10 protein-coding genes are annotated in these 16,051 nt (G+C 64.7%); 2 read left to right on the top strand and 8 right to left on the bottom strand.

Annotated elements, in window-relative coordinates; all coding sequences use genetic code 11:
- Position 1: 1 nt before the first annotated feature.
- The 3 genes from glgB to ACKWRH_RS36120 are packed head-to-tail and all read right to left on the bottom strand — an operon-like array spanning position 2 to position 7,389.
- Positions 2 to 2,149 carry a 1,4-alpha-glucan branching protein GlgB gene (gene glgB / locus ACKWRH_RS36130; protein WP_445217419.1) on the bottom strand — a complete coding sequence of 716 codons (2,148 nt, stop codon included), beginning with the start codon at positions 2,147 to 2,149 and terminating at the stop codon, positions 2 to 4.
- Positions 2,142 to 5,432, bottom strand: coding sequence for a maltose alpha-D-glucosyltransferase (treS, locus tag ACKWRH_RS36125; protein ID WP_445217418.1), 3,291 nt, complete (start codon positions 5,430 to 5,432; stop codon positions 2,142 to 2,144). Before treS ends, glgB begins: the two co-directional genes overlap by 8 nt.
- A gap of 10 nt (positions 5,433 to 5,442) precedes the next feature.
- Positions 5,443 to 7,389, bottom strand: a complete 1,947-nt coding sequence (locus ACKWRH_RS36120) for a maltotransferase domain-containing protein (protein WP_445217417.1) — start codon at positions 7,387 to 7,389, stop codon at positions 5,443 to 5,445.
- A 204-nt stretch (positions 7,390 to 7,593) separates the two neighbouring features.
- Between ACKWRH_RS36120 and malQ the strand changes: the two genes are divergently transcribed.
- Both malQ and ACKWRH_RS36110 read left to right on the top strand, forming a co-directional pair.
- Positions 7,594 to 9,555 (top strand): 4-alpha-glucanotransferase, encoded by a 1,962-nt coding sequence (malQ, locus tag ACKWRH_RS36115; protein ID WP_445217416.1) that lies wholly within the window; start codon positions 7,594 to 7,596, stop codon positions 9,553 to 9,555.
- Positions 9,556 to 9,585: 30 nt separating this feature from the next.
- Positions 9,586 to 11,391, top strand: coding sequence for a glycoside hydrolase family 15 protein (locus ACKWRH_RS36110; protein WP_445217415.1), 1,806 nt, complete (start codon positions 9,586 to 9,588; stop codon positions 11,389 to 11,391).
- Position 11,392: 1 nt separating this feature from the next.
- Here the strand turns inward: ACKWRH_RS36110 and ACKWRH_RS36105 are convergent, their stop codons facing one another.
- The 5 genes from ACKWRH_RS36105 to gnd are packed head-to-tail and all read right to left on the bottom strand — an operon-like array spanning position 11,393 to position 16,047.
- On the bottom strand, positions 11,393 to 12,205 hold the full coding sequence (locus ACKWRH_RS36105) for an HAD family hydrolase (protein WP_445217414.1): 813 nt from the start codon (positions 12,203 to 12,205) through the stop codon (positions 11,393 to 11,395).
- Between the two features lie 25 nt (positions 12,206 to 12,230).
- A complete protein-coding gene (locus ACKWRH_RS36100; RefSeq protein WP_445217413.1) occupies positions 12,231 to 12,761 on the bottom strand; it encodes a gluconokinase in 531 nt (176 codons plus the stop codon).
- Positions 12,748 to 13,497 (bottom strand): 6-phosphogluconolactonase, encoded by a 750-nt coding sequence (gene pgl, locus ACKWRH_RS36095; RefSeq protein WP_445222538.1) that lies wholly within the window; start codon positions 13,495 to 13,497, stop codon positions 12,748 to 12,750. Before pgl ends, ACKWRH_RS36100 begins: the two co-directional genes overlap by 14 nt.
- Positions 13,497 to 15,008, bottom strand: a complete 1,512-nt coding sequence (zwf, locus tag ACKWRH_RS36090) for a glucose-6-phosphate dehydrogenase (RefSeq protein ID WP_445217412.1) — start codon at positions 15,006 to 15,008, stop codon at positions 13,497 to 13,499. The genes pgl and zwf overlap by 1 nt, the downstream gene beginning before the upstream one ends.
- Positions 15,009 to 15,048: 40 nt before the next feature.
- Positions 15,049 to 16,047: a phosphogluconate dehydrogenase (NAD(+)-dependent, decarboxylating) gene (gene gnd, locus ACKWRH_RS36085; RefSeq protein ID WP_445217411.1), complete on the bottom strand. Its 999-nt coding sequence runs from the start codon at positions 16,045 to 16,047 to the stop codon at positions 15,049 to 15,051.
- Positions 16,048 to 16,051 lie beyond the last annotated feature (4 nt).

Raw genomic sequence — 16,051 nt, 5'->3', positions numbered from 1 at the left:
GTCAGCTTTCCGGAACGAGGAAGATCGCGGCGAGCGGCGGAACGGTGAGGCGAACCTCGGGCGCCTTGCCGTCAGCGGCATGAACCTCGCCGATGTTTCCGACATTGGTGCCGCCGTAATGGGCGGAGTCCGAATTGAACACCTCTTTCCACTTGCCGGCGAAGGGCACGGGGACGCGATAGTTGCGATAGACGTTGGGTGAGAAGTTGATGATCACGAGACACCGTGCGTGCTCGTCGAATCCCTTGCGCAGCCAGGCGAACACGTTGCGGTTGGCGTCATCCGTGATCAGCCATTCGAATCCGGCCTGTTCGCAATCCATCTGGTGCAGCGCCGGCACCGCGCGATAGAGCCGGTTGAGATCGCGGATCAGCGCCTGGATACCGGAATGGTACTTGTATTCGAGCAGGTGCCAGTCGAGCGACTGGTCGTGGTTCCATTCGCGGCTTTGCGCGATCTCCGCGCCCATGAACAGCAGCTTCTTGCCGGGATGGCCGAACATGAAGCTGTAATAGGCGCGCAAATTCGCAAAACGCTGCCATTCGTCGCCGGGCATGCGGCCGAGGATCGAACGTTTGCCGTGCACGACCTCGTCATGCGACAGCGGCAGGATGAAGTTCTCCGAGAAAGCATAGTGCAGGCCGAACAGGATCTCGCCGTGATGATGCTTGCGGTGGATCGGATCCTTGCTGATGTAGTTCAGCGTGTCGTGCATCCAGCCCATATTCCACTTGTAGCCGAAGCCGAGCCCGCCGAATTCGACCGGGCGCGAGACCTGCGGCCACGCGGTGGATTCCTCGGCCGCCGTGGTCGCCTGCGGGAAGCGCGCGAACAATTCGGTGTTGAAGCGGCGCAGGAACGCGATCGCCTCGATGTTCTCGCGGCCGCCATACTGGTTCGGAATCCAGGCGCCGGGGGGGCGGCTGTAGTCGAGATAGAGCATGGAGGCGACCGCATCGACGCGCAGGCCGTCGATCGCGTAACGCTCGAGCCAGAACAGCGCGTTCGACACCAGGAAGTTCGTCACTTCGGTGCGGCCGTAATTGTAGATCAGCGTGCCCCAGTCGAGGTGGCGGCCCTGGAGCGGATTGGCATGCTCGTAGAGCGAGGTGCCGTCAAAGCTGCCGAGCCCGTGCGGATCGTCCGGGAAATGGCCGGGCACCCAGTCGAGCAGCACGCCGACGCCCTCGCGATGGCAGGCATCGACCAGCGCGGCAAAATCCTCAGGCCCGCCGAAGCGGCTAGTCGGCGCATAGAGGCCGGTCGGCTGATAGCCCCAGGAGCCGTCGAACGGATGCTCGCTGACGGGCAGGAATTCGAGATGGGTAAAGCCCATGTCGCGGGCATAGGCCGGCAGCTGCTCGGCCAGTTCGCGATAGGTGAGCCATTCGTCGCCGTTCTTGCGGCGCCAGGAGCCGAGATGGACCTCGTAGATCGACATCGGTGCCGAGAGCGCGTTGATGCCATCCGGCGCCGGGCGCGGGCGGGCGAGATGCGCCTCGTCGAACACGATGGAAGCCGTCTTTGGCCGCACCTCGCTCGCAAAGGCCATGGGATCGGACTTCAGCGGTAACTGATGGCCGTGCGGCCCGATGATATCGAACTTGTAGTGGTCGCCGCCCTTGGCGTGCGGGATGAACAATTCCCAATAACCGGCACCGCGCACCCGCATCGGATGGCGCCGCGCGTCCCAGAAATTGAAATCGCCGACCACAGACACCCGCCGCGCATTCGGCGCCAGCACGACGAAGCCGATACCGTCGATGCCTTCGAGCCGCATCGGATGCGCGCCGAGCTTGTCGTAGAGGCGCTGATGGGTGCCTTCGCCGAGCAGATAGAGATCGAAGTCGGTCAGGATCGGCGGGAAGCGATAGGCGTCCTCGAACTCGATGATGTTGTCGCCGAACTTGGCGCGGAGCTGATAGCGCTTCGAGCCGTTCGGTAGGGCGCCGATGAACAGGCCCGAATCGTGGACGCGATCGAGCTTCGCCACCTCGCCATGTTCGCCCACCGCCTCGACATTGGTGGCCTCGGGGAGGAACGCGCGCACCACGCTCTTGCCGCCCTCGGGATGCATCCCGAGATAATGGAAGGGGTCGGAGTGGCGGCCCTCGATGATCGCGTAGGCCTCGGCTGGCAGTTTAGGCATGGGCTTCGCTCTCATTGGACAGAATGCGAAGCAGTCCGGTCAGCGGCGCACGGAGCCCCTCAGGCCGGTGGGACAGCTCGTACTCTACTTCGTCGAAGGCTTGATCAAGCAGGAAAAACCTTAACAGGCCTTCCGCGGAATGCCGATCTTCCGGCCACAGCCGGCGATCGGTCATGGCTTCGCGGTAAGCGTTAAGGAATGTCGCGGCGGCGCGTTCGCGCCATTCGCCGAGTGCGGTGGCGAGCCGGTCCTGCTCGTCGGATGCGCCCGTCAGCGCGCGGCTGAGCGCTGTGTTAACCGAAAGCTCAATCGAGCGGATCAGGCCGGCGACGTCGCGTGCGGCCGGTGCCTTGCGCCGCTTGTCGGCCAGCGCGAGATGCGGATTGCCGTCGAAGTCGATGATGAAGATATCGTCCTTCACGATCAGAATTTGCCCGAGGCGGAAGTCGCCATGATGACGGATGTTCAACCCGGCGATGCCGGATGGCAAGAGGGCGTCGACGTGGTCGGGCAGGGTCGCACGCACCGCGACGAGCTGATCGATCAGCGGGCGGTCGGACTCCCGCAGGCCGTCGCGGCTGTCGGCGAGCCGTTCAAAAACCCGCTCGGCCCGTGCCTTGAGGTCGGAGGCCCAGCGTTTGACGTGGGCGGGGCCGATCGGCTCCGGCGCGAGATTGTCGGGCCTTGCGGCGGCGAGAGCCACGTGCAGTTCGGCGAGCCGCCGGCCGATCTGCGCCATGAAGTGCAGATAAGGCGCCTGCTCCTGGGTCTCTCGGGGCGCTTCGCTCATCGGCGCCAACCGCTGCTCGTCGATATAGCGGTCGAGATAACCCGTGGTGACGGCCCAGCCATCGCCCTGGTTCTCGACATAGGAGTGCAGCACGCCGACCGCGCTGCTTCTGTCGCCTTCGACCAGCTCGACGCTGCCGAGCAGCGCCGGCGTATTGGCAAAGTGCGCGACGTCGGTGAGGTAGGTGCCGATCTCGATCTCGGGATTGATGCCGCCTTCGAGCTGGCGATAGATCTTGGCGACGTACTGGTTGTCGACCAGCGCCGTGCTGTTTGACTGCTCGATGGCGCGGATGCGTTCGGGCTCCTTGATGATGTAGTCGGCGAACCGGCTGGTCGCCTTGAATTCCAGCCGCAGATTGTTCTCATCCACCACCAGGTTCTGCGACAGGCCCCGCAGGAAAAGCCCGATGAAGATCTGCTCGGTTGCTACGTCGAGCAGCGTGCCTTCGCGCGCGCCCTGGCGCACGGCAGCGAGCGCCTTCGGGTTGAACCGCTCGCGGTCGAAGCGCACCCACTCGATCTGCATCGGCAGCACGTAACGCGCGGTAACGTCATTCTGCGTGGTCTCGAAGAACGCGATCCAGGGTCTGTTGTCGCCGATGTCGCTGAAAGGCACCGCCGAGGTCAGCGTGGCCTGGATGTGCTTGGGATTGTGCTCGGGATACCAGCGGGTCCGCGACAGGAAGCCCGGCAGCACGTCGCGCTCGAACACGCCGCGCTCGCGCGCGAGCGACACCCAGTTCGAATTGACCGGCACCACCAGCGTCTCGAACTCCGGCACCGCGCGCGGCGTCACCGGCTCGGACTTGTTGCGCTCGGTGAGCTGGAACCAGTAGAAGCCGTAGGGCCCCAGCGTGATCATGTAGGGCAGCTCGCCGATCGGCGGAAAACGCGTGCGTCCGAGCATCTCCTGCGGAATGCGGTCCTTCCACGGCGACAGGTCGAGCTCGGTGGCCTGGGCTGCGCGCGAGAGGTTGGCGACGCACAGGATCACCTCGTCGTTGTACTGCCGGACATAGGCCAGCACGGCGCGGTTGGCCGGGCGGATGAAGGTCATGGTGCCGCGGCCGAAGGCGAGGGTCGATTTGCGCACCGAGATCAGGCGCTTGGTGGCGCTGAGCAACGAGGACAGGCTGCGCGACTGCGCCTCCACGTTGACCGATTCGTAGCCGTAGACGGGGTCCATGATCAGCGGCGCATAGAGGCGGGCGGGATCGCAGCGGGAAAAGCCGCCATTGCGGTCCGGGCTCCACTGCATCGGCGTGCGCACGCCATTGCGGTCGCCGAGATAGATGTTGTCGCCCATGCCGATCTCGTCGCCGTAATAGATGATCGGCGTGCCCGGGAATGACAGCAGCAGCGAGTTCATCAGCTCGATCTTGCGGCGGTCATTGTCCATCAGCGGCGCCAGCCGCCGGCGGATGCCGACATTGATGCGGGCGCGGGGATCGTTGGCGTAGGTGGTCCAGAGATAGTCGCGCTCGACGTCGGTGACCATCTCCAGCGTCAGCTCGTCATGGTTGCGCAGGAACAGCGCCCATTGGCAGCTTGCGGGAATGTCCGGCGTCTGGCGCAAGATGTCGGTGATCGGAAAGCGGTCTTCCTGCGCGATCGCCATGTAGATGCGCGGCATCAGCGGGAAGTGGTAGGCCATGTGGCACTCGTCGCCGCGGCCGAAATATTCCTGCACGTCCTCCGGCCATTGATTGGCCTCGGCCAGCAACAGCTTGCCCTTCGAATAGGAATCCAGCTCCTGACGCAGGCGCTTGATGATGGCATGCGTCTCGGGCAGGTTCTCGTTGTTGGTGCCGTCGCGTTCGCAGAGATAGGGAATGGCGTCGAGGCGGAATCCGTCGACGCCGGCATCCAGCCAGCGCTTCATCACCTGGATCAGGGCGCTGACCACGCGCGGATTGTCGAAATTGAGGTCCGGCTGGTGCGAGAAGAAGCGATGCCAGTAGAACGCCCCGGCCTCGTGGTCCCAGGTCCAGTTCGACTTCTCGGTGTCGGTGAAGATGATCCGCGTGCCCTGGTATTTCTGGTCGGTATCGCTCCAGACGTACCAGTTGCGGGCGCTCGAGCCCGGATGGCTGCGGCGCGCCCGCTTGAACCATTTGTGCTGGTCGGAGGTGTGATTGACGACGAGCTCGGTGATGACGCGCAGGCCGCGCTTCTGCGCTTCCTGGATGAAGCGCTTGAAGTCCTTCATCGTCCCGAAATCGGGATTGACCGAGCCGTAGTCGGCGATGTCGTAGCCGTCGTCGCGCCCGGGCGACGGATAGAACGGCAGCAGCCACAGCGCGGTGACGCCGAGCTCCTGGAGATAGGGCAGCTTCTCGGTCAGTCCGGCGAAATCGCCGATGCCGTCATGGTTGCTGTCGGCAAACGCCTTGACGTGGAGCTGGTAGATGATGGCGTCCTTGTACCAGAGTTCATCCACGATCTCGGCTGCCTCGGCTTTTTGGGTCTCGACGGAAGACAAAACATTCATGGCGTGATCCTTACGCCAGGCAGCGGAACAGCAGCGCCGGGTCGCGGTCGGGGTCGATACGCAGTTTGATCCCGCCCCATTCGATGCGGGACTGTTCGCCTGTGATGAGATTTTCGAGTGCGGTGACGTGGCGGCGTGCGCCGCCGGCGTCGATGGTGAGGTCACCCAGCGGCAACCAGACTTCGCGCACATGGCCCGAGAGGGCGATGACCGCGACGACGGCGTTGGCCGGATCGGCCGCTTCCTTGGCAAAGGCGATCGTCTCGCCGTCCTCGATACCGAGGAAGCGCAAATTCTCCGTCTGCTGAAGTGCGGCGTTATCATTGCGGATGCGATTGAGCGCGGCGATGTAGGGCTTGATGTTGCCGGGCCGGTCCCAGTCGCGCTGCTTGATCTGGTACTTCTCGGAATCGAGATATTCTTCGCGGCCGGGAATCGCGTCATGCTCCAGCAGCTCGAACCCGCTGTAGATGCCGTAACTGCCGGACAGCGTCGCGGCCAGCGCGACCCGCGACTTGAATGCCCAGGGCTCGCCGCCCTGGAGATGATAGGGCAGCAGGTCGGGCGTGCTCACGAACAGGTTCGCCCGATAGAAATCGCGCTCGGGATAGCGGGTCAGCTCGCCCAGATATTGCTCCAGCTCCCATTTCGCCGTACGCCAGGAGAAATAGCTGAAGGATTGTGCAAAGCCGAGCTTGGCGAGCCCCTTCATCAGCTTTGGCCGTGCAAAGGTCTTGGAGAACAGGATCACCTCGGGATGGCGGCGGCGGATGTCGCTGATCAGCCACTCCCAGAACGGAAGCGGCGCGGTGTCGTGATTGTCGATGGCGAAGATGGTGACGCCGTGGTCGATCCAGAACAGCATGGCATCGCGAAACGCGTTCCACAGCCCGGCCCTGTCGACGGAGGCGAAATCGGGGATGACGATGTCCGAATAGGGATCATCCGCCGTCCGCACCGAGCGGTCCGGCCGCCATTTGAACCATGCCGGGTGCTGCGTCAGCCAGGGATGGTCCGGCGAGCATTGCACGGCGAAGTCGAGCGCGAGCTCGAGGCCATATTCGAGACATGTCGCGACCAGCGCGCGGAAATCCTCGATCGTGCCGAGCTCGGGATGCAGTGCATCGTGCCCGCCCTCGGCCGTGCCGATCGCATAGGGCGAGCCGGGATCGCCTTCGGTCGCCACCGGCGCATTGTTGCGGCCCTTGCGGCGGGTGCGGCCAATGGGGTGGATGGGCGTGAAGTAGAGCACGTCAAAGCCCATCGCGGCGATGTCGGGCACGCGCGCGATGCAGTCACGGAGCGTGCCATGCCGGCCGGGAATCTGGCTCTGGCTGCGCGGCATCATCTGATACCAGGCGCCGAAGCGCGCTTTGTCGCGGTCGACGATCAGCGGGAAGTTCTGCGAGCGGGTCAGGTCGGGCCGCGACTGGCTCTCGGCCATGGCCGCGCCGAGATCGGTTGCAAGCAGCGAGCCGACATCGCCGGTCTGAAGATAATCCTCGCATTGCTTCACGATGACCGCTGCGGCGTCCTGCCGGGCGCCATGTGCCTTGGTCAGGAGGCCGGCGCCCTCGATCGCATCGAGGCTGACGTCCGCGCCGGCGCGCCGCTTGCGCTCGACCCCGTGCGACCAGGTGGCGAACTCGTCGGTCCATGCTTCGATCGCGTAGACATATTGGCCGGGCTCGACGGGGGTGAACGCGCCGGACCAGCGGTCATTGCCGTGATGGATCATCGGCTCGCTCCGCCATTCCCGGTCCTGTTCTGCTCGCCAGATCAGTGCGGCACCGATCACGGCGTCGCCGTCGCGATAGATGTCCGCCCAGACGTCGACTCGTTCGCCCGCAATCCGCTTCACGGCGAAACGGCCGTTGTCGATCGAGGGATAGATATCTTCGATGAGGAAAGCGCTGCCGGCTGCGGCACTCTCGACAGTTTGAATTGTCTTGTTCACGGTGATGCCATTGACAAGAAAGCAGGAGCCCGTTTCCCTTGTCGGGAACCTACGCTTGATACCAATATAGAAAGCCGCTTGTGTGTCATTGGTTCCCTTGGGAACGGCAGGCACGGTTTGCGAGTTACCCCTGACTAACCTCTTCCACGACCTCGTTAAAATCCATGCCCCCGGCCGGATAACGGCCTGCAAGCTGCGTGCCGAATGGATCTTTTAGCTCAAGCCCGGATCAAGGGCGTTCAGTCTGAATTCGTCGATGCCCTCGGAAAGCTGCGGGTCACCGATCCCGTGGCCCTCAAATCCATCCTCGAGGCGCTGCCGGAGAAGCGGGTTTACCGCTTCGTCGGCGGACCCGTGGTAGTGCGCGCCCTGGGACATCCGCGCACCGAATTGACGACAATCGGCGCGCCGCCGCTGCAATGGAAACTGCGCGCAAACGGCAATGTGATCGCGCAAGGCGAGACCCGCGAGCCCGTGATCGCCTGGCCCGCCGGCCTGCCGCTCGGTTATCACCGGTTGACGCTGACCGATGCCGAGGGTGTTGCGGAGGAGGTGCCGATGATCGTGGCGCCCGAACGCGCCTTCGGCGGCGATTTCGACCGTGGCTGGCTACTTGCCGTGCAGCTCTACAGCGTTCGCTCCGACCGCAATTGGGGCATTGGCGATTTCACCGATCTTGCCGGCCTCGTCCGCCTCGCCAGGCAGCTCGGCGCCGATGGCGTCGGGCTCAATCCGCTGCATGTGCTGTTCGACAACCACCCCGCCGATTGCAGCCCCTATTCGCCGAACAGCCGGCTGTTTCTCAACCCGCTCTATATCGACGTCGAGGCGATCCCGGAATTTTCCGCCGACCTCGTCCCCGACGCGGCTGCGACCGCCGCGCGGCTGCGCGAAGGCGATCGTGTGCCCTATGCGGACATGGCGGCGCTGAAATGGCTCGGCCTGCGCGCCGCCTACAACAGTTTCGTGACAAGCGCGAGCGAGGCGCGCCGCAAGGAATTCGACGCCTTCCGCGCGGACCGCGCGCCGCTATTGTCCCGCTTTGCCTGCTTCGAGGTGCTGCGGCATCGCTTCTCCGGGCCATGGTGGGAGTGGCCGCAAGAGTGGCTTCAGCCGGATCAAGCCAAATGCGCCGAGCTCCGCAACGGTCCCGACAAGCGCGAGGTCGCGTTCGTCGAATTCGTGCAATGGACGGCCGATAGCCAATTGCATGCCGCCAAGGAATTGGCCGGCCAGCTCGGCATGCGCGTCGGGCTCTATCTCGACGTCGCCGTCGGCGTGCAGTCCAATGGCTTCGATGCCTGGAACGAGCAGATGGCGATTTCGCGCCATCTCGCCGTCGGTGCGCCGCCCGACGTGCTCAACACCGTCGGACAGGATTGGGGCCTTGCCGGCTTCAATGCCGGTGGTCTGGAGGCGCAATCCTTCGTGCCGTTTGCCGACATGCTGGCCGCCTCGATGCGCCATGCCGGCGCGATCCGGCTCGATCACGTGCTGGGCTTGAAGCGGCTGTATCTGGTGCCGCGCGGCTTCAAGCCGGACAACGGCGCCTATGTGCAGATGCCGTTCGAGGCCCTGCTCGGCGCGGTGGTGCGCGAGAGCGCGGCGCACAAATGCATCGTGATCGGCGAGGACCTCGGTACCGTGCCGGAAGGTTTCCGCGAGACGATGCAGGATTTCGGCATCTGGTCCTACCTCGTCATGATGTTCGAGCGCGACGATGCCGGCCGCTTCCGCAATGCCGACCATTACCGGCCCAATGCGCTGGTCACGCTGAACACGCATGATCTGTGCACCTATGCCGGCTGGCGCTCCTTCAGCGATCTCAAGATGAAGCGCTCGCTCGGGCTCGACCCCGGCGAGAACGACCAGGCGCGCTGGGATGCGCTCGGCAGGCTCGACGAGATCCTGCGCCAGAACGGCATCAACGCCAACGATCTCTATTCGGTGCTCGCCTTCCTGTCGCGGACGCCGTCGCGTCTGCTGGCAGTGTCGCTGGAGGATCTGCTCGGCGTGATCGACCAGCCCAACATTCCCGGCACGATCGACGAGCATCCGAACTGGCGCCAGCGCCTGCCGGTGGCGCTGGACAAGATCGCCGCCAAGGTCGATCTTACGGCCTTGAAGGCGGCGACGCGGGAACGCTCGTTGACCGGCGGGAGTTGAAACGGCGGATTTTCCGGGGCTCGTAACACATTGGCTCAGAGGATCGAGGACTATGCGCTGATCGGCGATTGCGAGACCGCAGCGCTGGTCGGGCGCGACGGCTCGATCGACTGGCTGTGCTGGCCGGCCTTCGATTCCGATGCCTGCTTTGCCGCGATCCTCGGCACGCACAAGAACGGCCGCTGGCTGATCGCGCCAAGCGAGGACACGACCTCCATCTCGCGCCGCTATCTCGGCAACACCCTCATCCTCGAAACGCGCTTCGAGACCGAGAGCGGCACCGTTGCGCTGATCGACTTCATGCCGCCGCGCGGCAAGGCGTCCGACATCGTGCGGCTGGTCCGCGGCCTCACGGGCACGGTCAAGATGCGGATGGAGCTCGTCATTCGCTTCGGCTTCGGCGTCGACATTCCCTGGGTGCGACGCATCGATCATTCGCTGCTGGCGGTCGCCGGCCAGGACATGACGGTGCTGCGCACCCCGGTGGAGACCCGCGGCGAGGATCTGACCACGGTCTCCGACTTCGACGTGAAGGCGGGCGAGACCGTGCCGTTCGTGCTGACCTACGGCCCCTCGCATCTCGATCCGCCCGCGCCGATCGATCCGGAGATCGCCTTCCAGGAGACCGAGAAATTCTGGAACGAATGGTGCAGCCACTGTACCCGCGACGGCGATTATCACGATCTGATCCTACGCTCGCTGATCACGCTGAAGGCGCTGACCTTCGCCCCGACCGGCGGCATCGTCGCGGCGCCCACCACCTCGTTGCCGGAAAAGCTCGGCGGCGCCAGGAACTGGGATTACCGCTTCTGCTGGCTGCGCGATGCGACCTTCACGCTGCTGGCGCTGATGAACTCGGGTTACACCGAGGAAGCATTGGCTTGGCACAATTGGCTGCTGCGCGCGGCGGCAGGCTCGCCGGCGAACATGCAGATCATGTACGGCATCTGGGGCCAGCGGCGTCTGCTGGAATGGGAAGCGGGCTGGCTCAACGGCTATGAGGGGGCCCAGCCGGTGCGCGTCGGCAATGCCGCGCATGCGCAGCTTCAGCTCGACGTCTACGGTGAATTGATCGACGCCTTCCACCAGTCGCGCATGGCCAAGCTCAAGCTCGACGACGAGACGACCTGGGCGCTGGAATGCGCCGTGCTCAACCATCTCGCCGAAGTCTGGGACCATCCCGATCACGGCATCTGGGAACGGCGCGGACAGCCCAGGCACTACGTCTTTTCCAAGGTGATGACCTGGGTCGCGTTCGACCGCGGCATCAAGAGTGCCGAGACCTTCGGCTTCAAGGCGCCGCTGCTGCACTGGCGTGCCTTGCGCGAAGCCATTCATCGCGACGTCTGCAACAGGGGATTTGACGCAGAGGAAAACGCCTTCGTCGAGTCCTACGGCACGAAGCTGCTCGATGCCAGCGTGCTGCTGCTGCCGGCCGTCGGTTTCCTCCCGGCGCAGGACCCGCGCATCCGCGGCACCATCGCGGCGGTCGAGAAACACTTGATAGGCGACGGCTTCGTGCTGCGCCACGATCCGCGCGAAGTGTCCGGGGAAACACAGCCGATCGAGGGCGCGTTCCTAGCCTGCAGCCTATGGCTGGCTGACGCCTATGTGCTGGCCGGCGATCTCGACAAGGCGCAGGCGCTGTTCGATCGGGTGGCGGGGCTCGCAAATGACGTCGGCCTGCTGGCCGAGGAATACGATTCCATCGCGCGACGCCAGACCGGCAATTTCCCGCAGGCGCTGACCCACATCGCGCTCATCAACACCGCCCACAATCTGTCGGCGGCAAGGCAGGAGAGTGAGAAGCCGGCGGTGCAGCGCTCGAAGCAATGACTCAAGTGACCCCGTTCCGCTTCAAAATCACCTCCATCGCCTCCGCAAAACCGTCCTGTTCGTTGGTCGCGGTGACGTGGGTGGCCTGGTCCTTGACGCTGTCGGTGGCATTGCCCATGGCGATCGAGGTGCCGCTGACGCGGAACATCGCAAGGTCGTTCTGCATGTCGCCGATGGTGGCGACCGCGTCGGTGGAAATACCAAGGCGCTTGGCCATGGCCTGCACGAAGGTGCCCTTGTCGAATCCGGGCGGGGTGATGTCGAGATAATAGGTCTGGGAGCGCACCGCGGTGGCCGCGCTGCCCAGCGCCTCCTGCATCGCCTTCTCGCAACGCTCCAGGCCGGCCGCATCGGCGCTGGCGCCGACGATCTTGCAGGCGCTCGCAAGGTACGGCGAAAAATCCGTCACGATAGTGGGGTCGGAGCGGATCGTGTGCTGCTCGTGCGCGACGTATTTACCATCAGGGTTGTCGATCAGCCATTTGTCGGTGGTGAAGAGCCAGATGTCGGCGCCGAACTCCCGGAGGATCTGCAAGGACCGTTCGGCGGCGCTCGCCGGGATCAGGTGCTGCTCGACCGGATGCATCTCGGGATCGACGATCGAGGAGCCGTTGAACGGGCCGATCGGCAGCCAGAGCGCCAACGGCTCGACCAGGAACCGCATGCCGATCGCGGGGCGGCTGGAGGTGATGGTGAAGCCGATGCCGGCCTTGTGCAGCCGCTGGACCGCGGACCGCGCGCGCTCCGTCAGCGTCTTGTCCTTGGTCAGCAGCGTGCCGTCGACGTCGGAGACGACCAGTGAGATTTTCGTCATGGCAGGACCTCAGGGTTTCTCGGCCTCAGCGTTTCGCCCCGCTCAGTTTCAATTGCCGGACCACGCCGTCAACGATCGCCTCGACGGATTCGTCGATCGAGACGGTGACGACGTGCTCGCCAGCCTCGGGCGGCTCCAGCGTCGTGAACTGACTCGTCAGCAGTTCGGGCGGCATGAAATGGCCCTTGCGTTGCGCGAGGCGGGCGGCGATCAGCTCCCTGGTGCCCCTCAGGAAGACGAAGCGGACGTCGTCGCGTCCACGCAGCAGCACGTCGCGATAGGTGTGCTTCAGCGCCGAGCAGGCGATGATCACGTGCTCGCCCCTGTCGCAAACCCGCGCGATCTCGTCGGCAATGGCGTTGAGCCAGGGCCAGCGGTCCTCGTCGGTGAGGGGATGGCCGGCCCGCATCTTCTCGACATTGCTGGCGGGGTGAAAGCTGTCGCCGTCCTCGAAACGCCAGCGGAGCCGCTGCCCGAGCGCCTCCGCAACCGTACTCTTGCCTGAACCCGACACGCCCATCACGATCAACGCACAAGGTGCTTCAACGCCCGCCACGAATTCCCTCCGGAAGCGCGGCCTGGTCGACCAGCCAGACGGTCTCACCATTCGAGCGCGCGCGTACAGCCGGCAGAGTCTCGCCATTGAGCAGGCGCGTCAAGATCGGCTGCTTGTCGTGCCCGGCAATCTCGAACAGCATTTCGCGGCAGGAGGCCAAGGCGGGCAGGGTCAGCGACACCCGCGGCACGAATGGCGCGACATTGGCCTTGGGGACGCCGACCACCCAGCGTGTGGTCTCCTCGATCGCGGGGTAGCCGGGGAAGAGCGAGGCAGTGTGGCCGTCCGCGCCCGCGCCCATCAGGACCATGTCGAACAGCGGCCGTGCCGGATCGAGGTTTTTGGCGCCGTAGAAGGACTGAAGCTCGCGCGCATAGGCCTCGGCACCCGCTTCGGGGCTTTCAGCCGTGGTCGGGATCGGGTGAATATGCCCGGACGGCGCATTGCGGTCGAGAAAGGTCGCGCGCGCGACTGCCATGTTGTTGAGGGGATCGCTCGAAGCCACGAAACGCTCGTCGCCGATGAACCAGTGCACGCGGTCCCACGGAATCTTGCCGCGATACGCGTCGCTGCCGAGCAATTGATAGAGCTTCTTCGGGCTGGAGCCGCCGGTGAGGCAGATCGCGATCCGCCCGGGATTGGCGGCGATCCGCGCCATCACCCGTTCGGCTGCGGACTGCGCCAGCGCTTCGGCGTCGGCCTCGACGATCAGCTTCGGCTGGTCGGCCGCTGCCATCACGAATACTTCCGCCAGCTGCGCCCGTCGCGCCGGAGCAGCTCATCGGCGCAGGCGGGGCCGTCGCTGCCGGCGTCATAGGTCTCGATGCCGTTGGTGCCTTCACTTTTCCAGGCGTCCAGGAACGGCTGCACCGCCTGCCATCCGGCCTCGATGCCGTCGGCGCGCTGGAACAGGATGTTGTCGCCGATCATGCAGTCGTAGATCAGCGTCTCGTAGCCGGTTGAGGGATCGGCGCGGAAATAGTCGCCGTAGCGGAATTTCATCTCGACGCCGTCGATGGTGACGCTCGGCCCCGGGATCTTGGCGTTGAACTGCAGCTCGATGGTTTCGGTCGGCGCGATGCCGATGGTGAGGAAGTTCTGCGACAGGCGGTCGACATCCGTGCCTGAGAACATCGACAGCGGCGCCTGCTTGAACTTGATCGCCACTTCCGTGCGCTTGTGGCCGAGCGCCTTGCCGGTGCGCAGATAGAACGGCACGCCGGCCCAGCGCCAATTGTCGATCATCAGCTTCAGCGCGACGAAGGTCTCGGTGGTGCTGCCGGGCTTGACGTCCTCGGTCTTGCGATAGTCCGTGATCTCGTCGTCGCCGATGCGGCCGGCGAGATATTGCGCGCGCACCGAATTCTTCAGCGCCTCTTCCCGGGTCGGCTCCTGGATCGACGTCAGCACGTCGGCCTTCTCGGAGCGCACGGAATGCGCGTCGAAGCGCGCCGGCGGCTCCATCGCGACCAGCGACATCAGCTGGAACAGATGGTTTGGCACCATGTCGCGCAGCGCGCCGGTGGCGTCGTAGAAGCCGCCGCGATGACCGACGCCGAGCTTCTCTTCCACAGTGATCTGGATGTGGTCGATGTGGTTGCGATTCCAGATCGGCTCGAACATGCCGTTGGCGAAGCGCAGCACCAGGATGTTCTGCACCGTCTCCTTGCCGAGATAGTGATCGATTCGGTAGATCTGGTGCTCGTCCATGATCTTTAGGAGCTCGGCGTTCAGCGCGCGCGCCGAGACGAGATCAGTGCCGAACGGCTTCTCGATCACGAGACGTCGCCAGGCGCCGTTTTCCTTCATCATGCCGGTGCGGCCGAGCTCGCGCGCAGTCGGCGCGAACGCGGCAGGCGGCGTTGCCAGATAGAACAGTCGGTTGCCGCCGGTGTCCTGCGCGCATTCCAGCGAGTCCAGATGCTCGCGCAAGCGGTCGAAGGAGGGGGGATCCTTCGGGTCGGCCTCGACGAAGGTCACGCATTCCAGCAGCTTCCGGGCGATGTCGTCGTCCACGGGACGGGTCGCGAACTGGCGCAGGCCCTTCAGCAGGCTGTCGCGCAGCTCATCATCCGACTGGCGGTTGCGGGCCACGCCGACGACGCAGAACTTCTCCGGCAACAGGTGCTCGGCGGCGAGATTGTAGAGCGACGGCATCACCAGCCGATGGGTGAGGTCACCGGTCGCGCCAAAGATGACGAAGGCGCAATTTTCGGGCTTGCGCTTGGCCTGCGGGTCTTTTGTCACGAATGATCGGCCTTCGCTCTGTTACTTGTTACTTCGGCTTTTATTTGGGTTTCGCAGCGCCCGGCTGCTTCGGCTCCTTGTGGCCGCCGAAACCCGCGCGCATTGCGGAGAGAATTTTTTCGGCGAAGGTGTGTTCCTTGCGGGAACGGAAACGTGTGTAGAGGGCCGCGGTCAGCACTTCGGCCGGCACGGCCTCGTCGATCGCGGCATTCACGGTCCAGCGGCCTTCGCCGGAATCCTCGACGAAGCCGGAATATTCCGCGAGTGCAGGGCTGTCGGCGAGCGCCGTCGAGGTGAGGTCGAGCAGCCAGGACGGGATCACGCTGCCGCGCCGCCACACCTCGGCAATGTCGGCAAGGTCGAAATCGTAGCGATGATCCGCCGGCAAGGCCTCGATGTTGGCATTCTTGAGGATGTCGAAACCTTCGGCATAGGCCTGCATCAGGCCGTATTCGATGCCGTTGTGGATCATCTTGACGAAATGGCCGGCGCCCACGGGACCTGCATGGATGTAGCCCTGTTCGATGCGGGCATCGCGCCCCTCACGTCCCTCCGTGCGCGGAATGTCGCCGGCGCCGGGCGCGAGCGCGGCGAAGATCGGATCGAGCCGGTCGACCACCTGCTTCTCGCCGCCGATCATCATGCAATAGCCGCGGTCGAGCCCCCAGACGCCGCCTGACGTGCCGACATCGACATAATGGATGCCGCGCTCCTTCAGCGCCTTGCCGCGGCGGACGTCGTCCTGCCAGAACGTGTTGCCGCCGTCGATGACGACGTCGCCGGCCTGCATCACGCCCGCGATCGTGTCGATCGTCGTCTCGGTGATGTGGCCGGCCGGCAGCATCACCCAGGCCGCGCGCGGCCGCTCCAGTTTGGCGACAAACTCTTCCAGCGTCGCCGAACCCTGTGCGCCGTCTGCGGCGAGACCCGCGACGGCCTTGGCGTCCTTGTCGTAGACCACGGTCGTATGACCGTGGCGCATCAGGCGGCGAACGATGTTGCCGCCCATCCGGCCGAGGCCGATCATGCCGAGTTGCATCGAG

Source organism: Bradyrhizobium sp. Pa8, from assembly GCF_052588265.1.
The sequence above is the reverse complement of the archived record's forward strand: the minus strand, read 5'-3'. Positions and strand labels throughout refer to the sequence as shown.